This is a genomic window from Kribbella sp. NPDC051620, from assembly GCF_044453825.1.
Classification (GTDB): Bacteria; Actinomycetota; Actinomycetes; order Propionibacteriales; family Kribbellaceae; genus Kribbella.
Map to the genome: position 1 here is coordinate 43,784 of NZ_JBITDB010000011.1, position 19,215 is coordinate 62,998.

Genomic DNA, 19,215 nt, shown 5'->3' on the forward strand with positions numbered 1-19,215 from the left:
AAGCATGTTGGAAACCTCGGCCCGACTCCTCAAGCTGCTCTCCTTGCTGCAGTCCCCGCGCGACTGGAGCGGTACTGCGCTCGCCGAGGAGCTGGGCGTCGGCGTACGGACCGTCCGCCGTGACGTCGACAAGCTCCGCAACCTCGGCTACCCGGTCGACGCCGTGCCAGGCGTGGCCGGCTATCGACTCGGCGCGGGAGCCGCCCTGCCACCGCTCCTGCTCGACGACGAGGAAGCGGTCGCCGTCGCCATCGGGTTGCGCGCGGCCGCGACCGGAAGCGTGGCGGGCATCGAGGAGTCGTCGGTCCGCGCGCTGACCAAGCTCGAACAGGTCCTGCCGTCCCGCCTGCGCCATCGGGTCCGGCTGCTGCAATCCGTCGCCGTCGCACCGTCCGGAGCAGCCACGGTCGCACCCGAGGTCGTAATGGCGGTCGCGACGGCCGCCCGAGATCACCAGCGTCTCCGCTTCGACTACCGCAGCCACGACGGCGCCTCCACGGTCCGTACGACGGAACCGCACCGACTCGTCCATACCGGGCGAAGGTGGTACCTGGTCGCCTGGGACCTGGACCGCGACGACTGGCGAACCTTCCGCCTCGACCGCCTCGACCCCCGCATCCCGACCGGCCCGCGCTTCACCCCACGCGAGGCGCCCGAACTCGACCGGACGATGCAAGGCGTGGCATCCGGCGCCTACCGCTACCAGGCCGAGTTCGTCATTCACGCCCCCGCCGACCAGATCGCCGACCGAATCCCCAGCACTGTCGGCGTCGTCGAGTCGATCGACGCCACGAGCTGCCTGCTGAAGGTCGGCGCGAACTCCCTCGACGAACTCCTCATGCACACCGGCTCCCTCGGCTACGACTTCACCATCCGGCACCCACCAGAACTCATCGAGCGCTCACAGGTACTGGCTGCTCGCCTGACAGCGGCTACTGGCCGGCCGGCTTGATGTTCTGGTTCAGGTGGAAGACGTTCGCCTGGTCCCAGATGGTCTTCAGGGTGGTCAGACGGGCCAGCTTGGCGGGTGGGAAGGCGCGGTTGACGGTCTCGCCGTTCAAGGTGTTGAGGTAGGCGCCGCCGGCGTACTGGTCGAGGGTCGCGGCGTACGCGCGGATGGTGGCGATGCGCTCCGCGTCGTCGGCCGGGTCCTCCCAGCGGGTGGCGGTGACGAACTCGAAGAGGGTGTCGCGGTGGCTGAAGGCCGCGTCCTCGTCCGGTACTTCGGAGATCGCGCCGCCGTAGGCCTGCAGGCTCGCGCCGATGCCGGGGTTGCGGAGCAGGGCGCGGATCGCCTCGTCGGGCAGGCTCTTGAAGTAGTGGCCCTTCCAGTAGCGGCGGAAGCGGTGACCCTGAATGCTGTCGTCGCGGCTCTGCAGGGTCAGGTAGGACATCTCTTCGACGGACTCGCTGGTTGGGTTGCCGATCGCTCTGAAGGCGTCGAGCAGTGTGTCCGGATTGCCGGGGGCGCCGACCCAGACGAATCCGATCGTGACCTGGTCGCCGTTGATGTATGCGGTGAAGGTGGATTGCCGTGGGGCAGTGGCGTTGAGGTCGCGCCAGGCCTTCAGCACGTCGAAAGCCTCGGCGGTGGGATGGGTGAACTCGGCGACGAGCGCACGGGTGCCGATCTGGTGCAGCCGGAAGACGAACTCGGTGACGATGCCGAAGTTACCGCCGCCACCGCGCAGGCCCCAGAAGAGTTGCGGGTTCTGGGTTGCGGACGCTGTCACCACGTCGCCGTCGGCGGTGACCAGTTCGTACGAGAGGACGTTGTCGCAGGCGAGCCCGTACTGCCGTGCCAGCCAGCCCATGCCGCCGCCGAGGGTGAGCCCGCCGACGCCGGTGTGCGAGACGTTGCCGGCCGTCGTGGCCAGCCCGTACTTCTGGGCGGCGCGGTCGAGTTCGCCGAGCAGCGCGCCGCCCTGGACCCGGGCGACCTTGGCGACGGGGTCGACGTCGACCTCGGCCATCGGGGTGAGGTCGATCATCAGGCCGCCTTCGGGAACCGCGAGGCCGGCGATGTTGTGTCCACCGCAGCGCACGGCGAGCTCGAGGTCGTTGGCCCGGGCGTAGCGGACGGCGGCGGCGACTTCGGCCGTACTGCGGCAGCGGGCGATCGCGGCCGGGCGCCGGTCGACCATCGCGTTCCAGACGGTGCGTGCTTCGTCGTACCCGGTGTCGCCGGGGTGCAGCAAGGTCAGGGTGTCGGTGGCGGTCATCGTGCTGCTCCTCTGCGGGGGATTTGCTGGTGGTTCCACCCTGACAGCGAAGCGGTACCCGGATAAGGTCCAGTTGTATGAGCCGATCCAGGACCAATTCCGGTGCCGGCGAGCTGCTGGTCGAGCTCCGCCGGGACGGTTCCGTGCCGTTGCATCAGCAGTTGGAGAGCGGGATCCGGGAGCGGATCCGGCAGGGGTTGCTGCGTGCCGACACGGTGATGCCGGCGACGCGGGCGCTCGCCGCGGACCTGGGCTTGTCGCGGGGAGTGGTGGTCGAGGCGTACCAGCAGCTGGTCGCCGAGGGCTATCTGGTCAGCCGTGCAGGTGGGTATACACAGGTCGCGCCGGCCGCTGTCCCCGAGCAGGATGGCTCTAGAGCCAAGCCCACAAGTACCACTGCACAACAGATTGATGGACCGCTGCGGATCGACTTTCGGTACAGCCGGCCTGATGTTTCGCAGTTTCCGCGGGCTGCCTGGTTGCGGTCTGTTCGCCGCGTTCTGAACGAGACTCCGCATCGAGCGCTGGCTTATCTCGACGGGCAGGGGGCGATCGAGTTGCGGGAGGCGATGGCCGACTATCTCAACCGGGTTCGCGGGACGTCGGCGGAGGCCGGGAACATGCTTGTCTGCAACGGGTTCGCGCAGGGGTCACGGTTGCTGCTCCAGGTGCTGGCCGCTGCCGGGTACAAGCGGTTGGCGGTCGAAGACCCATCTGATGACGAGCTTCGCGGTGTCGCGGCGGCTGCTGGGCTGGAGGCTGTCGGCGTACCGGTGCTGGAGGCCGGCATCGATGTGGAGGCGCTCGAGCGGTCCGGGGCGGATGTCGTACTGGTGACCGCGGCGCATCAGTTCCCGACCGGGGCGGTGACGTCGGCGGCGACGCGGGCCGCGCTGATCGAGTGGGCGACGCGGCGGGAGGCGTTGATCATCGAGGACGACTACGACGCGGAGTACCGGTACGACCGGGAGCCGATCGGCGCGATGCAGGGGCTGGCGCCGGATCGGGTGGCGTATGCGGGGACGGCGAGCAAGACGCTGGCGCCCGGGCTGCGGCTGGGCTGGCTGATCCTGCCCGACTGGCTGGTCGAACCGATGGCGACGGCGAAGTTCGTCGACGATCGCGGGTCGTCGGTGCTGGACCAGTTGACGTTCGCGGACTTCGTCGCGCGGGGCGAGTTCGACCGGCACCTGCGGCGGATGCGACCACGGTACCGGGCGTTGCGTGATGCGCTCGTCGGGCAGTTGGCGGCGAAAGTACCGGACCTGCGCCCGATCGGCGTATCAGCAGGCCTCCACGTAATGACCTGGCTCCCCCCAGACCTGACCGAACCCGACGTAACCCAAGCCGCCCTCGACCGCGGAGTCGGCGTCTACGGCCTGAAGCCCTACTGGGTCCAAGGCACAGGCCCCGAAGGCCTAGTCTTCGGCTACGGCAGCCTGACCGCCTCAGATGTCACCAAAGGCATCGACCTCCTCGCGGACGCAGTCGCCGCCGTACGGACGTAGAACGCCGATGGTGGATCGGTACCCCGACACGGTGCTGGGCCGGACCCGCCTGCGGATCAGCGGATCCGCCCCAGCAATGCGGTTCTACAGGCGTTCCTAGGGATGGTGCCCGGGGTGTCCGCGGGCCCACGTGTCCGAGCACGCGGCGGCTCGAACCGCGCTCCGAGACAACCCGCGGTCGTGCCCTCGAATGCCCGGCCGAGGTCAACAAGTTCGTCGCCACCTACTCGTGACTGCCGACGGCCCGCCCCGCCTTCCCTTCCGTGTGTTTGCTGCCGCAAGGCAGCAGTGTGGGTCGGCGGTGGTCTTGTAGGTGTCTTAGTCGTAGTCCGTCGACGTGGTGACTTCCGCCCAGCGGGCGGCTTCTTCGGCGCGGGAGTGGGAGGCTCGGTCGGCGTGTTCGAGGGCGTCCTTGCCGAGTAGGAGCCGGAGTGGTGGTTCGTCGAGGGCGACGATGCCGATGATGGCCGCGGCCGCCTTGGCCGGGTCGCCGGGCTGGCGGCCGTCGACCTTGACGCGGTAGCGGTTGAGTTCGCCGACGGTCGACTCGTAGTCCTCGCCGACAGCAGCGATCGCCATCGACGACCCACCCCAGTCGGTGCGGAAGGCGCCCGGCTCGACGATCGTCACCTTCACCCCGAACGGCTTCACCTCGTTGCTGAGCACCTCCGAGAACCCTTCGACGGCAAACTTCGCGGTCTGGTACGCGCCCATTCCCGGCGTACCGCCGACCCGTCCGCCGATCGACGAGAACTGCAGGAAGTGGCCGGCCCGCTGGGTCCGGAAGTACGGCAGCGCGGCCCGGGTGACGTTCACGACGCCGAACAGGTTGGTCTCGAGCTGCGCGCGGAAGTCGTCGTCGGGCGTCTCCTCGATCGGCGCGCTGTTCGCGTAGCCGGCGTTGTTGGCGACGACGTCCAGACCGCCGAACTGGTCGATCGCGATCTGTACCGCGCCCTTGGCCGCCTCGGCGTCCGTGACGTCGAGCGCCACGGCCCGGATCCGATCGCCGTACTGCGCGACCAGATCGTCGAGCTGCTCGGGCTTGCGGGCGGTGGCGAGGACGCGGTCGCCGTTGGCGAGTACTGCCTTGGTGAGCTCACGGCCGAGGCCGCGGGAGCTGCCGGTGATGAGCCAGGTCTTGCTCATGATCTCTCCGCTTGATGTAACCGACTGGTTGGATACTTCTATGAAACCTCGCCGGGCGGCAATATGCAACTGACCGGTTGGTTGGCTAAGCTGGGCGGCATGCAGCGAGACGCGGAGCGGACCAAGCGGCAGATCCTGGCGGCGGCGACCGACGAGTTCGCCGAGCGGGGCATCGCCGGCGCCCGGGTGGACCGGATCGCGACGGTCGCCGGCTGCAACAAGGCGATGCTCTACGCGTACTACGGGAGCAAGGACGGGCTGTTCGACGCGGTCTTCACGGCGTATGTGGAGCTGTATCTGGCGGAGGTGGGCTTCGACGCGGAGGATCTGCCGGCCTATGCGGGGCGGGTCTTCGACTATTTCGAGCGGAATCCCGGGCATCTGCGGTTGGCGACCTGGTACCGGCTGGAGCGGCCGCAGAGCACGCAACTGGATGCTGTGGTCGCGGTGAACGCCGAGCGGCTGGGCGCGCTGAAGGAGGCGCAGTCGGCGGGGGAGGTACCGGCGGACTTCTCTCCGGTCGCGTTGCTGTCGCTGATCCAGTCGATCGCGACGAGCTGGTCGACGATGAACCCGGAGTACCGGGGTGCACAGCCGGCTCGGGCGGCGCGTCGGCAGGCGGTTGTGAAGGCAGTTGAACTGCTTCTTCATCGGTAGTTCACGGGGGTGTTCCAGGTCACTTCGGATTCTCAGGTGATTCATCGGTTCAGCCGAGGGAGCTCTCAGACTGCCGAGGTCTACTCGTTGTCAGGCAGGAAGGGCTGAGGAGGCAACGGGACATGAACAACACCGAAGGACCGCAGGAGCCGGGAAACCAGGACAACCGGCAGTCGGCGCAAACAGGAGGCGTGCAGCCGGGAGGTGCCGCGGAGGCGGCCGGTGGGCCGGCGCAGCAGCCGCCCGCACCGCAGACGCCGGGGCCGGGGCAGCCTTCGGGGAATTCACAGCCAGGGCAGGGATATCCGCAGCAGGGGTGGGTGCCGGACGGGCAGCCGCACTACGGGCCGGCCCACCTGGGCAATGGGCCGCAGGGGCAGCCGCAGTACGGGCAATCGCAGTACGGGCAAGCGCCTCACGGGCAAGCGCCTCACGGGCAGGCGGCCCAGGGTCCGGGTCCGTTCGGGCCGGGGGCTTATGGGCAGGTGCCTTACGGGAATGGGCAGTTCGGGCCTTCGCAGTACGGGCAGCAGTACGGGCCGCCGGCGTACGGGCCGCAGTGGGGGCCGCAGGCTCCCGCGCCGAAGCGGCGCAAGCGGCTGCCGATGGTGGTCGGGGCGCTCGGGCTGGCGGCGGTCGTCGCGGCCGGATCCGTTGCCTGGGGCATCGAGCAGCAGTCGAACGCGAACAGCTCGACGATGTCGCAGGTGATGACTCCGTCGGCGGTGGCGGCGAAGGTGACGCCCGGGCTGGTCGACGTGAACACCGTGCTCGGCTTCCAGGGTGCCCGCGCCGCCGGTACCGGCATCGTGCTGACGTCCGACGGCGAGATCCTCACCAACCACCACGTGATCGCCGGCGCGACCGAGATCAGCGTGGTCGACAAGGGCAACGGCAAGACGTACACGGCCACGGTGGTCGGCTATGACACGGCGCACGACATCGCGGTACTGAAGCTGAAGGACGCGTCCGGGCTGGAGACGGCGAAGATCGGCGACTCGTCCAAGGTGAAGGTCGGCGACCAGGTCGTCGGCATCGGCAACGCGGGCGGCAAGGGCGGTACGCCGAGCTACGCGGCGGGCAGCGTCACCGCGCTGAACCAGGCGATCACCGCGACCGACGAGTCCGGCTCCAACCCGGAGAACCTGGCCGGGCTGATCCAGACCGACGCGAACATCCAGCCGGGCGACTCCGGCGGGCCGCTGGCCAACTCGGCCGGTGAGGTGATCGGCGTCGACACCGCCGGTGGCACCAGCAACCCGGGCAGCGGCAACTCGCAGACCGGCTACAACCCGAACGTCAACAACAGCTTGGTGCCCAGCACGGCGATCGCCGCGCTGACCGACTTCGGCTCCGGCTCCGGTACGGGCAACGGATCCGGCTCCGGCGAGGGCAACGACCCCTTCGGCAACGGCGGCGGCATCCCGGCTCCGGGCTTCGGCGACGGACAGGGCTTCGGCGACGGGCAGGGCAACGGTCAGGGCTTCGGCGGGCAAGGCTTCGGCGACGGCCAGGGTGATGGGCAGGGTGACGGGCAGGGCGACCAGGGTGGCGGTCAGGGGCAGAACGGCGGTCAGGCGACCACCACCGGGTACGCGGTACCGATCAACCAGGCGATGGACGTCGTCAAGCAGATCGAGGCCGGCAAGGAGTCCGCGACCGTCCACATCGGCAGCTCCGCGATGCTCGGGGTCTCGGTCCTCTCGAACGCCAACGGCACCGCCGGCGCGGTCATCAACGACGTGGTCGCCAACGGCAAGGCGGCCCAGGCGGGCCTGGTGGCCGGCGACGTGATCACCAGCTTCGACGGCAAGACGATCGACTCGCCCGACGCGCTGTCCACCGCCCTCAACGCCCACCACCCCGGCGACAAGGTCTCGGTCTCCTGGACCGACGAGTCCGGCACCCAGCACACCAAGACCATCGAACTCACCACCGGCCCGGTTCGCTGACACCCTCCCGTCACCGAACCGCCCCGAACGGGCCCGCGCGCTCCCTCCCCCCACAGCGCCCGGGCCCGTTCGCATGCCACGCTGACCCGGTGAAGAAGGGCGCGGGACTTGATCTGCATCTGGAGTTGCGGCTGGATCCGGCGCAGTCGATCGGGCGCGCCCTGGAGCAGGCGCTCCGTGAGGCCATCCGCTCAGGACGCCTGACGACCGGCGCGAAGCTACCGGGAACACGCTCGCTGGCCGGCGATCTGGGGATCGCGCGCGGGACCGTCGTACAGGTCTATGCGCAGTTGGTGGCCGAGGGCTGGCTGCTGGGCCAACCTGGGGCGGGAACGCGGGTCGCGGCAGTGGCTACAGGTGCTGTGCGCGGCAACGGCGCAGATCTCGCGGCGGCGGCGTCGGGGGAGCGGGGTGGGCTGGATGTTTTGAGTTTGCAGGCTGGGCGGCCGGATTTGAGTTCGTTTCCTCGGCAGGTTTGGGGGCGGGCGGTGCGGCGGGTGTTGGCGGGGGCGGGGAGTGAGAGTTTTGATTACGCGCCGCCGGAAGGGTTGCCGGTACTACGGAACGCGGTGGCCGACTATGTGTCGCGCGCTCGGGGAGTGCATGCGACGGCCGAAGACGTGGTGATCACCGCCGGGTACTCGCATGGGCTGGCCTTGTTGGCGCGGATGTTCCGGGAACTCGGCGTGGAGCGGGTGAGCATGGAGAATCCTGGGCTTGCGCGGCATCGCAATCTGGTCATGGCGGCTGGGTTGGAGATCAGCCCCTTGGCGGTCGACGCGTCGGGCGCCAACCCGGATGACGTTCGCGGTCAGGTGGCGGTGTTGACGCCGGCTCATCAACATCCGCAGGGCGCAGTACTGGCTCCTGAGCGGCGGATGAGGTTCGTCGCGTGGGCGAAGGATGGGTTCGTCGTCGAGGACGACTACGACGGCGAGTTCCGGTACGACCAGCAGCCGGTCGGTGCGATGCAGGCGCTGGCGCCGGACCGGGTGATCTTCGCCGGTTGCGCGAGCAAGGCCCTCGCCCCGGGGGTTCGGCTCGGCTGGCTCGTCGTCCCGCCGGTACTCCGCAGGTCGTTGCTGCAGGCAATGATCAGTACCGGCTCCGGCGTCTCGGCGATGGAGCAACTGGTGATGGCCGACCTGATCACCCGCGGCGACTACGACCGGCACATCCGCAAGGTACGGCTGGAGTATCGCCGCCGCCGGACCGAGCTCGCCGATCGCGTCAACTCCGTCTGGCCGCATCCGCTGGAGGGGATCGCGGCCGGCATGCACGCCCTGCTTCCACTCGAATCGGCCGAGGAGGAGCGGAGGCTGGTCGACGTCGCGCAGTACGGCGGATTGTCGGTCCATGGCCTGCATACGATGGGCTACTGGCACACCGAGGACGACGCCCAGCCCGCGGCGCTCGTCCTCGGCTATGCCACTCCACCGCCGCATGCTTGGCGGACGGCGCTCGGCCGCCTCACCAAGGTGCTTCAGGCAACAAATCCGTCGCGCCAGGACGGATAGCGCGGCGTCCACTTCAAGTGCTTGCGGGCATAGTGATTGTCCGCCCCACGCGCCCACGGCGTGCGCTCCGAGTCGACCGGCTCCGGCTCCGGCGCACCGACCGATCGCGCGAAGGTCGGCACCCAGGCGGTACCGGCCGCCGGCTCGTCATCCACGATGTTGACCGGACCAGTCGGCCATTCCAGCGCCTGTACCGCGGCAGTCGCCGCATCCTCGATGTGCAAGAAACTGGTCACGTCGGCGTTCGGTACCACCTTGCCGGCGCGCACCGCGTCGTCCATCAACCCGCCCTTCGCGTACCAGGTGCCCGGACCGTAGAACAGCCCGTACCGCAACACCACCCACTCAGGCGCCTCCGCAACAATGTCCTCCAACGCACCGACCGCCGCGACCGTCTGCCGCCGGGCGCCCTCGGCCCGCAGGTCGAGCGGGTCCTGCTCGGTGGCCGGCGCTGGGGCTGGGGTGGTGGTCGTAGTGGCGGGCGCTGACGCCGGCGCTGGGCCCGGGGCGGTGGCGGCAGGGGTGGCGGGGACGTCGTCGGTGGGAGCGTAGGCCCAGGCGATGCTTTGCGCGATCACCTTCCGCACGCCTGCGGCGGCTGCCGCGTCGACCAGGTTGCGGGTGCCGGTCCGGCGGATCTCCATGTTGCCCGCGTAGTTCTGGTTGGCCAGATCGGTCAGTTGATGCATCACGACATCCGGCGCGGCCGCCGCAACAGCCGCCGCGACCGCCGAGGCGTCGTACACGTCGGCCAGCACCGAATCGGCCCCCTGGCTCCGCAGACCCGAAGCAGCCTCCGGCCGCCGGATCAACCCGGTGACCTGATGCCCCGCCGCCACCAACTCAGGCACCAGCAGCCGCCCAACCGCCCCGGTCGCACCGGCCAAGAACACCCGCATCAGTGCCTCGCGCCTTCCGAGCCAGAGCCAGCGGCAGAGCCGCCGCCTGCGCCGGACGCTGCGTCCGCGGCCGCGCTCTGCCCAGTGCCTCGTGGGGCTCCGCGCCGGTCCCGCCGGGCCTCGAGTTCCTCTGCGTCGACGTAGGTGAGCATTGGTTCGCCGGGGACGCCGATCATGACGGCGACGAACTTGCTCTGGCGGTCGGGGAGGTTGTTGGCGGCCTGGTAGTGGATGACGTCGCCGCCGGGTTCCCAGAACGCCTCGCCGGCCTTGATCACGTACGGGTCCTCGCCCTCCAGCTCGAACAGGATCTCGCCCTCGAGCAGGTACCCGAAGACCGGTCCCGAGTGCCGGTGCGGCGCCGCGCCCGGATCGCCCGGCGGCAGTTCGTTGGTGATCGTCATGACCTCGGCGCCGGCCGGCACCATCGGCGGCACGAGGTCGAGCAGCATCGTCACTTTGTTCGTCATGCTCGCCAAGCTAATCCTGCTCCGGACCATTCACCTGGTCCACTTCCGAAGCATTCCACTGGACCACTTGAGCCACCTCCCGGCAAAGGTGAACGATCGTTTAGCATGAGAGGTAAACAAGCGTTCACCCCTGCCCGGTGAGGATCCCCGTTGACCGTCCGTCCTGCTGCTCACCCACGCCTGGTACTGGCGGTGCTCTCCTCCTGCGGAGTGCTCGTCGCCGTCATGCAGACGATCGTCGTCCCGTTGCTGCCAGAGCTCCCCGGCCTGACCCACAGCAAGCCGGCCGACGTCAGCTGGCTGGTCACCGTCACACTGCTGACCGGCGCGGTCTTCACCCCACTGCTCGGCCGCGCCGGCGACATGTACGGCAAGCGGAAGGTGCTGCTGGTCGCGCTAGCGTCGATGGTCCTGGGCTCCCTGCTCTGTGCCATCAGCTCGCTTCTGCCGGTACTGATCCTCGGCCGCGGCTTCCAGGGCGCGGCCGTCGCCGTCGTACCGCTCGGCATCAGCATCCTGCGCGACGAGCTGCCGCCGGAGCGCGTCATCCCGTCGATCGCGATCATGAGCTCGACCCTCGGCGTCGGCGCCGCGTTCGGCATCCCCGCGGCGACGCTCGTGGTCGAGTACCTGAACTGGCACATGATGTTCTGGATCTGCCTCGCCCTCGGCCTGCTCAACATCGCGGCCGTGCTGCTTGTCGTCCCGGAGTCGGCATTGCGCGGCAGCGGGCGGTTCGACGTACTGGGCGCGCTCGGGTTGAGCGGATTCCTCGTCTGCCTGCTGCTCGCGGTGTCGAAGGGGAGCGCCTGGGGCTGGGGCTCGCCGGCGACCGTCGGGTTGTTCGTGGCCGCGCTGGCGATCGTGCCGCTGTGGGGCTGGTACGAGCTGCGCGGCGCGACGCCGTTGGTGGATCTGCGGGTCTCGGCTCGTCCGGCCGTGTTGTTCACCAACCTGGCGGCGCTGCTCATCGGCTTCGCGTTCTACGCCAACTCGCTCAGTACCGCGCAACTCGTCCAGGAACCCAAGTCGACCGGCTACGGCCTCGGCGCCTCGATCGTGGTCAGCGGGTTGTGCCTGTTGCCGGGTGGCGTCGCGATGGTGCTGCTGTCACCGGTCTCGGCCCGGATCTCGAAGACTCGCGGGCCGCGGTTCACCCTCGCGGTGGCCTCCGGGCTGATGGCGCTCGGGTACCTCGTCCGGCTGTTCACCAGTGGCAACCTGGCCGCGATCGTGGTCGGTGCGACCGTGGTCTCGGCCGGAACCGCCGTGGCGTACTCGGCACTGCCCGCCCTCATCATGCATGCTGTGCCGGTGACCGAAACGGCCGCGGCGAACGGCCTCAACACCTTGATGCGCACGATCGGCCAGGCGGTTTGCAGCGCCATCGTGGTGACAGTGCTGACCAATGTGGTGGCGACGCACTCCGGAGTCACCGCGCCGACCTTGCACGCGTACCTGCTCGTCTTCGTGATCGCGGGCGGCTGCGCGCTGGTCGCGGTCGGCCTGACGCTGCTGATCCCCGCGCGGCGCGCAGTACCGGCGAGGCACCCCGAGCTGGCCGAGGCGGGCCGTACGACGTGACCGACGCCAGCCGCCCCGCCATCCTCAAGGCAGCCCGCCGCGCCTTCGCCCGCCAGCCCTACGACGCGGTCACCCTGCGCGGCATCGCCGCCGACGCCAACGTCAGCGCCTCGCTGATCATCAAGCACTTCGGCGGCAAGGAGGCTCTGTTCGACCGCGTCGCCGACTTCAGCGACGCCGCTGACCTCCTGCTGGCGGCGCCGAACGAGGAGCTCGGCCGGCACGCCGTCGAAACCCTCATCAACTGGCGCCGCGAAACCGAGACCGACCTATTGCTGCGGGTCATCTTCGCGATCGGCGTCGGCGACGAACGCAAACTGCTCCGCGAACACTTCCGCGACCAGGTAGTGCACGCCTTCGCCAACCGCCTCACCGGCGACCACACCGCCGTCCGCGCCGAACTCATCGTCGCCCACCTCCTTGGCCTCGGCGCCGCCCTCTCCGTAGACAAGGAAGGCCCGGCCGCCACGGCGGACCCCTCCCTGATAGCTGACCTCTACGGCCCTGGAATCCAGACGCTCATCGGAGAGCAGTAGCGAGGGCCGTCTCAAGTACTGGCGAGTAATCTCAGTAGTTGGGCAGTGATGCTGGGTTCGGCCGTCTCGGTCAGTAAGATCGGGGTCCAGGTCGAGAGGCGCTGCGACGGGCCAGGACGGCTCGCCACGCTCGGTCTGGTTCCACCGAGTAAGGGCGCCTCCGGAAACTCTTCTGGAGGTGGCCGACGGTGACGGATCGTCAGACCGAGTTGCGGACCTTGCTGGACCAGCGGGTCGCGGTGCTGGACGGCGCCTGGGGCACCATGCTTCAGGGCGCGAAGCTGACGCCCGAGGACTTCCGCGGCGACCGTTTCCTCGACCACACCCATGACGTGACCGGCGACCCGGACCTGGTCAACCTGATGCGCCCGGACGTGATCCTGGACGTCCACCGGCAGTACCTGAACGCCGGCGCCGACATCACCACCACCAACACCTTCACCGCGACCAGCATCGGCCAGGCCGACTACGGCCTCCAGTCGCTGGTGCGGGAGATGAACCTCGAGGGTGCCCGGCTGGCCCGCCAGGCCGCCGACGAGGCCGGTGGCAAGTTCGTGGCCGGCTCGGTCGGCCCGCTGAACGTCACGCTCTCGCTGTCCCCGCGAGTCGAGGACCCGGCGTACCGTGCGGTGTCGTTCGAGCAGGTCAAGGACACGTACGCCGAGCAGATCTCCGCGCTCGCCGAGGGTGGCGTCGACCTGCTGCTGATCGAGACGATCTTCGACACCCTGAACTGCAAGGCCGCGATCGCCGCCGCCCGCGAGGTCGCCCCCGAGTTGCCGCTGTGGATCTCGGTCACCATCGTCGACCTGTCCGGCCGCACGCTGTCCGGCCAGACGGTCGAGGCGTTCTGGAGCTCGATCGAGCACGCCAAGCCGCTCGTCGTCGGCGTGAACTGCTCGCTCGGCGCCGCCGAGATGCGTCCGCACGTCGCCGACCTGGCCCGATTCGCCGACACCTACGTCGCCTCCCACCCGAACGCGGGTCTGCCGAACGCCTTCGGCGGGTACGACGAGACGCCGGACCAGACGGCCGGGATGCTGCGGGAGTTCGCGGAGTCCGGCCTGGTCAACATCGTCGGCGGCTGCTGCGGTACGACGCCCGCCCACATCGCCCAGATCGCGAAGTCGGTCCAGGGACTGCCTCCGCGCACGGTGGCAGAGCCCTACGGACAGACCCGGTTCAGCGGCTTGGAGCCGTTCTCGATCGGCCCGGACACCGGGTTCGTGATGATCGGCGAGCGGACCAACGTGACCGGCTCCGCGCGGTTCCGCCGGCTGATCGAGGCCGACAACCACCAGGCCGCGGTCGACGTCGCGCTGGAGCAGGTACGCGGCGGCGCGAACCTGCTGGACGTGAACATGGACGCCGACCTGCTCGACAGCGAGCAGGCGATGACCACCTTCCTCAACCTGGTCGCGACCGAGCCCGAGGTGGCCCGGATCCCGATCATGATCGACAGTTCGAAGTGGTCGGTGCTCGAGGCCGGGCTGAAGTGCGTGCAGGGCAAGGGCGTGGTCAACTCGATCAGCCTGAAGGAGGGCGAGGAGGAGTTCCTCGAACGCGCCCAGCGGATCCGCGACTACGGCGCCGGCGCGGTGGTGATGGCCTTCGACGAGCAGGGCCAGGCCGACACGGTCGAGCGCAAGGTGGAGATCTGCGGCCGGGCGTACGACCTGCTGACCCAGAAGGTCGGCTTCCCGCCCGAGGACATCATCTTCGACCCGAACGTGCTTGCCGTCGCCACCGGCATGTCCGAGCACAACGGCTATGCGAAGAACTTCATCGACGCGCTGCCGCTGATCAAGCAGCGCTGTCCGGGCGTCCACATCAGCGGCGGCATCTCGAACCTGTCGTTCTCGTTCCGCGGCAACGACATCGTCCGCGAGGCGATGCACTCGGCCTTCCTGTACCACGCGGGCCAGGTCGGTCTGGACATGGGAATCGTCAACGCCGGCCAGCTCGCGGTCTACCAGGACATCCCGGCGGACCTGCTGGAGCTGGTCGAGGACGTCATCTTCAACCGGCGCGACGACGCCACCGACCGGCTGGTCGCCTTCGCCGAGAACGTGAAGGGCAAGGGCACCCAGCGCGAGGTCGACCTGAGCTGGCGCGAGGGCACCGTCGAGGAGCGGCTGTCGCACGCGCTCGTGCACGGCATCGTGGACTTCATCGAGGACGACACCGAAGAGGCCCGGCTGACCCGGAAGCGGCCGCTCGAGGTGATCGAGGGCCCGCTGATGGACGGGATGAAGGTGGTCGGCGACCTGTTCGGCGCGGGCAAGATGTTCCTGCCGCAGGTGGTGAAGAGCGCGCGCGTGATGAAGCGCTCGGTCGCGTACCTCGAGCCGTTCATGGAGGCGGAGAAGGAGCTGGCCCGGCAGGAGGGGCGTGCCGAGGACGTCCGCGGTCAGGGCAAGGTCGTGCTGGCGACGGTGAAGGGCGACGTGCACGACATCGGCAAGAACATCGTCGGCGTCGTGCTCGGCTGCAACAACTACGAGGTGATCGACCTCGGCGTGATGGTGCCGGCCGCGAAGATCCTCGACACGGCCGTTGCCGAGGGCGCCGATGTGGTCGGGCTGTCCGGGCTGATCACGCCGTCGCTCGACGAGATGGTCGCGGTCGCGGCCGAGATGGATCGCCGCGGGCTCAAACTTCCTTTGCTGGTTGGCGGTGCGACGACGTCGAAGCAGCATACGGCGGTACGGATCGCGCCGGCGTACGAGAACACCACCGTGCATGTGCTGGACGCGTCCCGGGTGGTCGGCGTGGTCTCCGACCTGCTCGACGACGACCGGGCCGAAGAGCTTGCCGTCAGCAACCGTGCGGCCCAGGAGATCCTCCGCGAGCAGCACGCGAACAAGCAGCGCAAGCCGATGCTGACGATCGAGGCGGCCCGGGCGAACCGGGAGGTCGTCGACTACGGCGAGATCCCGGTCCCGGAGTTCATCGGCGTACGCCGGGTAGCCCCCGATCTCGAAACCCTGCGGGCGATGGTCGACTGGCAGTTCCTCTTCCTGGCCTGGGAGTTGAAGGGCAAGTACCCGGCCATCCTGGAGCAGCCCGTCGCGCGGGAGCTGTTCGACGACGCGAACACGCTGCTCGACCAGATCATCGCCGACGGCTCGTTCACCGCCAAGGGTGCGTACGCGTACTGGCGGGCCCACAGCGAGGGTGACGACATCCTGCTCGACGACCTGGGTGTCTCCTTCCCGATGCTCCGGCAGCAGACCGAGAAGCCCGCGGGCCGCGAGAACCGTTGCCTGTCGGACTACATCGCACCGGCCGGCGACCACCTCGGCGGTTTCGCCGTGGCGATCCACGGCGCGGAGGAGCTCGCGGCGAAGTACGAAGCGCAGAACGACGACTACAAGGCGATCATGGTGAAGGCGCTGGCCGACCGGCTCGCCGAGGCGTTCGCGGAGTGGATCCACCTGGAGGCCCGCAAGGGCTGGTTCGAGCCCGATGCGGAGCCGCTGCTGGAGGACCTGCACGCGGAGCGGTTCCGCGGCATCCGGCCGGCCCTCGGCTACCCGGCGAGCCCGGACCACAGCGAGAAGGAACTGCTCTTCGACCTGCTCGAGGCAGACCAGCTCGGCCTCGGCCTGACCGAGTCGTTCGCGATGACCCCGGCCGCGGCCGTCAGCGGCCTGATCTTCGCCAGCCCGGCGGCCAAGTACTTCAGCGTCGGCCGGGTCGGCAAGGACCAGGTCACCGACTACGCCAAGCGCCGCGGCATGCCGCTGGAGGAACTAGAGCGCTGGCTCCGCCCGAACCTGGCCTACGACCCGGACTGAGGATTTACAGTGACGGGATGACCGTCACGATGCTGGTGGAGCGTGACGGGCTGCTGGCGGCGCTGCGGGAGGTCGAGCCGGGGGCGATGGTGTTCGTCTCGGGCGAGGCGGGGATCGGGAAGACCTCGTTGGTGCGCGCCTTCTGCGCCGGTCGGCCGCTGGTTCGGTACGGGTTTTGTGATGCTCTCGGTACGCCTAGGGCGCTTGGTCCGTTGCATGACATTGCCAGGTCGAGCCAGGACTCCGCGCTGACCGGTCTGCTGGGGTCGGGGGCTGACCGGCACGCGCTCTTCACGGCATTTCTCGACCTGCTGGCCGCCGGGCCGTCGGTGGCGGTGGTGGAGGATGCGCACTGGGCAGACGAGGCAACGCTCGACCTGCTGCTCTTCGTCGGCCGCCGCATCGATGAGCTGCCCGCGATCGTCATTGTCACGTATCGCTCCGAGGAGGTCGGCCGCGACCACCCGCTGCGCCGAGTCCTGGGCGACCTGGCCACCGCCCGGCCGGTACGCCGGTTGCAGGTGCCTGCACTGTCTCGGGCGGCGGTAGCCGAGCTGGCCGAGCCGCTGGGGCTAGATGCCGACCAGTTGTTCGCAGTGACCGATGGCAACCCGTTCTTCGTCACGGAGGCGCTCAGTGCGCCGGGTGAGGAGCTACCGGCCACCGTGCGGGACGCAGTACTGGCCAGAGCGGCTCGCCTAGGACCAGAGGCTCGGTCCGTACTGGACATCGTCTCGCTGGTGCCGGACCGGGCCGAGCTTGCCCTTGCGGGTAAGGGCGTTGAGGAGTGCATCGAGTCCGGCGTGCTCCAGCTGGAAGGGCAGACCGTCCGCTTCCGCCATGAGTTGGCTCGGCGGGCGATCGAGTCCGACGTACCGGCCGTGCGGCTCCCGGTACTGCATGGGCAGGTGCTGGACTACCTGGCCGGTTTGGATGAGGTGGACCCGGCGCGGCTCTCGTACCACGCCGAGGCGGCCGGGGATCGGGCCGCTGCTCTGGAATACGCGCCAATGGCCGGCCGGCGAGCAGCGGAGGTCGGTGCCTATCGACAGGCGGCCGAGCACTACGCGCGGGCGCTGCGGCACGCCAGTGGAGCACCCGTGGAGGTGCAGGCCGCGTTGTGGAGGGACAGCGCGGAGGCCTGTGACAACAGCGGGTACCTAGCCGAGTCGATCAAGGCATCCGAGCGATCTGCTGAGCTGTGGGCGTCACTGGGAGAGGTTGACAACCAGGGCACGGTGATGGCGCGCTGCTCGCACGTACTGTGGAAGGCGGGCCGCAATGCCGAGGCCCATGCGATGGCACGCGCAGCAGTCGAGCTGTTGGAAGCCGGTACTCCGGGACCCGGGCTGGCGGTGGCGTACGCGGCTCTGGCCAGGTTGCTCATGCTCGGCCGGGACATGCCTGGAGCGATCGCTCTGGGGACCAAGGCAGCCACCCATGCCGAGCAGTTCGGTGACACGCAGACACTCGGCCGTGCACTCAACGCGGTCGGCAGCGCGCACTGGCTGACGGATCCGGAGCGCGCGGTCGAGGTCTTGTCGGCCAGTCTGGACGCGGCGATCGAAACCGGTGACCAGATGGGCGTCGCGTCGGCGATGACCAATCTCGGGTCGGGTGCCGGAGAGGTTCGCCGGTACGACCTGGCCGACCACTGGCTCGCAGCGGCCGCCGAATACTGCTCAGCCCGCGACCTGGACGCATCTGGAAGCTACGTGCAGGCGTGGCAGTCGCGGAGCCTGTTCGAGCAGGGGCACTGGACTGCTGCTGGGGCGAAGGCGGCTGAGGTGCTCGCTGCGCACAGTCAGCACGTGCCGTCGTACATCGTGGCCAATGTGGTGCTCGGCCGGCTTCGGGCGCGACGTGGGGACCCGGACGCGGAGACGCCATTGCAGCGCGGCTGGGAGCTCGCAGTACAGACAGGGGATCTGCAGCGGTTGTGGCCGGCCGCTGCGGCGCTGGCGGAGAACGCTTGGCTGCAAGGGAGTCCTGAGCTGATCGAGGGGCTTGTGGGTGAGACCTATGAGCATGCGCGGGTGCTGAAGCATCCGTGGGCGGTCGGGGAGCTGGCACAGTTGCTGCGGCTCGGTGGAGTCGAGACCGAGCTGCCGGAGTACGTTGCCCGGCCTTATCTGACTGGGGACGGGTGGCAGGAGCTCGGGTGCCCATACGAAGCCGCGCTGGCCCTGGCGGCGAGTGAGGATCCTGAGCGGCAAGTGGAGGGGTTGTCCGGGCTCCAGCAGTTGGGTGCCTGGCCGGCCGCTGAAATCGTCGCGAAGCAGTTGCGTGAGAGCGGCATCCAGCGGCTGCCCCGGCGTCCGCGCGGGAGCACCCGGGACAACCCTGCGCACCTGACCGACCGCGAAACCGAAGTACTGGCCCTGCTGGCGGAGCATCTGCGGAACGTGGACATCGGCGCCCGGCTGCACATCTCAGCGAAGACGGTCGATCACCATGTGTCGTCGATCCTCGGCAAGCTCGGCGTCTCGTCACGGCAGGAAGCGGCTGAGTGGGTGCGCGCCCAAGATAGGGAGCTGGGGACCCGAACATAGGGAACTGCTCCCGATGGCTGCGCGGTCGCGGCCGGGCAGAGTTCTTCGCAGGGAGGCGAACGGCGCTTCCCGGCAACGAAGAAAGGTACTGCTCATGACTCGCTACCTGGTGGAACGCAGCTTTCCCGAAGGCCTCACCATCCCGACCGACGACCGCGGCGCCAAGGCGTGCCTGAACGTGGTCGACGGCAACGCGCAGCACGACGTGACCTGGGTGCACTCCTACGTGTCGCCCGACCACAAGATGACGTACTGCGTGTACGACGGCCCCTCCCCGGAGGCGATCCGGAGCGCGGCCGAGACCAACGGGTTGCCGGTCACCAAGATCACGGAGGTCCGGGTCCTCGACCCGTACTTCTACCACTGACG

Annotated in this window: 14 protein-coding genes and 1 riboswitch; of the genes, 10 read left to right on the forward strand and 4 right to left on the reverse strand. The window is 69.0% G+C overall.

Features of this window, described 5'->3' with window-relative positions:
• Window positions 1-4 precede the first annotated feature (4 nt).
• The gene (locus ACIA12_RS39285) at window positions 5-952 is read left to right on the forward strand and encodes a helix-turn-helix transcriptional regulator (protein WP_396372551.1); all 948 of its coding nucleotides are present in this window, start codon (window positions 5-7) and stop codon (window positions 950-952) included.
• Here ACIA12_RS39285 and ACIA12_RS39290 read toward each other — a convergent pair.
• A complete protein-coding gene (locus ACIA12_RS39290) occupies window positions 933-2,222 on the reverse strand; it encodes an FAD-binding oxidoreductase (RefSeq protein ID WP_396372552.1) in 1,290 nt (429 codons plus the stop codon). The genes ACIA12_RS39285 and ACIA12_RS39290 overlap by 20 nt on opposite strands.
• 77 nt (window positions 2,223-2,299) lie before the next feature.
• Here ACIA12_RS39290 and ACIA12_RS39295 point away from each other — a divergent pair, with 77 nt between their 5' ends.
• A complete protein-coding gene (locus tag ACIA12_RS39295; protein ID WP_396372553.1) occupies window positions 2,300-3,730 on the forward strand; it encodes a PLP-dependent aminotransferase family protein in 1,431 nt (476 codons plus the stop codon).
• A 318-nt stretch (window positions 3,731-4,048) separates the two neighbouring features.
• Here the strand turns inward: ACIA12_RS39295 and ACIA12_RS39300 are convergent, their stop codons facing one another.
• Complete coding sequence (locus ACIA12_RS39300; protein ID WP_396372554.1) at window positions 4,049-4,879, reverse strand: oxidoreductase; 831 nt, start codon at window positions 4,877-4,879, stop codon at window positions 4,049-4,051.
• 99 nt (window positions 4,880-4,978) lie between these two features.
• Between ACIA12_RS39300 and ACIA12_RS39305 the strand changes: the two genes are divergently transcribed.
• The 3 genes from ACIA12_RS39305 (at window position 4,979) to ACIA12_RS39315 (ending at window position 9,005) form a co-directional block, all read left to right on the forward strand.
• Window positions 4,979-5,536 carry a TetR family transcriptional regulator gene (locus ACIA12_RS39305; RefSeq protein ID WP_396372555.1) on the forward strand — a complete coding sequence of 186 codons (558 nt, stop codon included), beginning with the start codon at window positions 4,979-4,981 and terminating at the stop codon, window positions 5,534-5,536.
• Window positions 5,537-5,658: 122 nt separating this feature from the next.
• On the forward strand, window positions 5,659-7,488 hold the full coding sequence (locus ACIA12_RS39310; RefSeq protein ID WP_396372556.1) for a trypsin-like peptidase domain-containing protein: 1,830 nt from the start codon (window positions 5,659-5,661) through the stop codon (window positions 7,486-7,488).
• 89 nt (window positions 7,489-7,577) lie between these two features.
• Window positions 7,578-9,005, forward strand: a complete 1,428-nt coding sequence (locus ACIA12_RS39315) for a PLP-dependent aminotransferase family protein (protein ID WP_396372557.1) — start codon at window positions 7,578-7,580, stop codon at window positions 9,003-9,005.
• Here the strand turns inward: ACIA12_RS39315 and ACIA12_RS39320 are convergent.
• The gene (locus ACIA12_RS39320; protein ID WP_396372558.1) at window positions 8,972-9,904 is read right to left on the reverse strand and encodes an NAD-dependent epimerase/dehydratase family protein; all 933 of its coding nucleotides are present in this window, start codon (window positions 9,902-9,904) and stop codon (window positions 8,972-8,974) included. The two genes, ACIA12_RS39315 and ACIA12_RS39320, sit on opposite strands and share 34 nt — an antisense overlap.
• Window positions 9,904-10,374: a cupin domain-containing protein gene (locus tag ACIA12_RS39325; RefSeq protein ID WP_396372559.1), complete on the reverse strand. Its 471-nt coding sequence runs from the start codon at window positions 10,372-10,374 to the stop codon at window positions 9,904-9,906. Before ACIA12_RS39325 ends, ACIA12_RS39320 begins: the two co-directional genes overlap by 1 nt.
• Window positions 10,375-10,524: 150 nt before the next feature.
• Between ACIA12_RS39325 and ACIA12_RS39330 the strand changes: the two genes are divergently transcribed.
• From ACIA12_RS39330 to ACIA12_RS39350, 5 genes are all read left to right on the forward strand, one after another.
• Window positions 10,525-11,958 carry an MFS transporter gene (locus ACIA12_RS39330; protein WP_396372560.1) on the forward strand — a complete coding sequence of 478 codons (1,434 nt, stop codon included), beginning with the start codon at window positions 10,525-10,527 and terminating at the stop codon, window positions 11,956-11,958.
• Window positions 11,955-12,494 (forward strand): TetR family transcriptional regulator, encoded by a 540-nt coding sequence (locus ACIA12_RS39335; protein ID WP_396372561.1) that lies wholly within the window; start codon window positions 11,955-11,957, stop codon window positions 12,492-12,494. The genes ACIA12_RS39330 and ACIA12_RS39335 overlap by 4 nt, the downstream gene beginning before the upstream one ends.
• Before the next feature lie 87 nt (window positions 12,495-12,581).
• Window positions 12,582-12,661, forward strand: a riboswitch (S-adenosyl-L-homocysteine riboswitch).
• 21 nt (window positions 12,662-12,682) lie between these two features.
• Window positions 12,683-16,294: a methionine synthase gene (metH, locus tag ACIA12_RS39340; protein WP_396372562.1), complete on the forward strand. Its 3,612-nt coding sequence runs from the start codon at window positions 12,683-12,685 to the stop codon at window positions 16,292-16,294.
• Between the two features lie 17 nt (window positions 16,295-16,311).
• On the forward strand, window positions 16,312-18,846 hold the full coding sequence (locus ACIA12_RS39345; protein WP_396372563.1) for an ATP-binding protein: 2,535 nt from the start codon (window positions 16,312-16,314) through the stop codon (window positions 18,844-18,846).
• Window positions 18,847-18,940: 94 nt separating this feature from the next.
• Entirely contained in the window at window positions 18,941-19,213 is a 273-nt protein-coding gene (locus ACIA12_RS39350) for a DUF4242 domain-containing protein (RefSeq protein WP_396372564.1), read from the forward strand.
• The last annotated feature ends 2 nt before the right edge of the window (window positions 19,214-19,215 follow it).

Coding starts and splice junctions, on each gene's coding strand:
- ACIA12_RS39325 (WP_396372559.1), bottom strand. CDS start 10,374: ATGACGAACAAAGTGACGATGCTGCTCGACCTCGTGCCGCCGATGGTG.
- ACIA12_RS39310 (WP_396372556.1), top strand. CDS start 5,659: ATGAACAACACCGAAGGACCGCAGGAGCCGGGAAACCAGGACAACCGG.
- ACIA12_RS39300 (WP_396372554.1), bottom strand. CDS start 4,879: ATGAGCAAGACCTGGCTCATCACCGGCAGCTCCCGCGGCCTCGGCCGT.
- ACIA12_RS39320 (WP_396372558.1), bottom strand. CDS start 9,904: ATGCGGGTGTTCTTGGCCGGTGCGACCGGGGCGGTTGGGCGGCTGCTG.
- ACIA12_RS39350 (WP_396372564.1), top strand. CDS start 18,941: ATGACTCGCTACCTGGTGGAACGCAGCTTTCCCGAAGGCCTCACCATC.
- ACIA12_RS39285 (WP_396372551.1), top strand. CDS start 5: ATGTTGGAAACCTCGGCCCGACTCCTCAAGCTGCTCTCCTTGCTGCAG.
- ACIA12_RS39345 (WP_396372563.1), top strand. CDS start 16,312: ATGACCGTCACGATGCTGGTGGAGCGTGACGGGCTGCTGGCGGCGCTG.
- ACIA12_RS39290 (WP_396372552.1), bottom strand. CDS start 2,222: ATGACCGCCACCGACACCCTGACCTTGCTGCACCCCGGCGACACCGGG.
- ACIA12_RS39305 (WP_396372555.1), top strand. CDS start 4,979: ATGCAGCGAGACGCGGAGCGGACCAAGCGGCAGATCCTGGCGGCGGCG.
- ACIA12_RS39295 (WP_396372553.1), top strand. CDS start 2,300: ATGAGCCGATCCAGGACCAATTCCGGTGCCGGCGAGCTGCTGGTCGAG.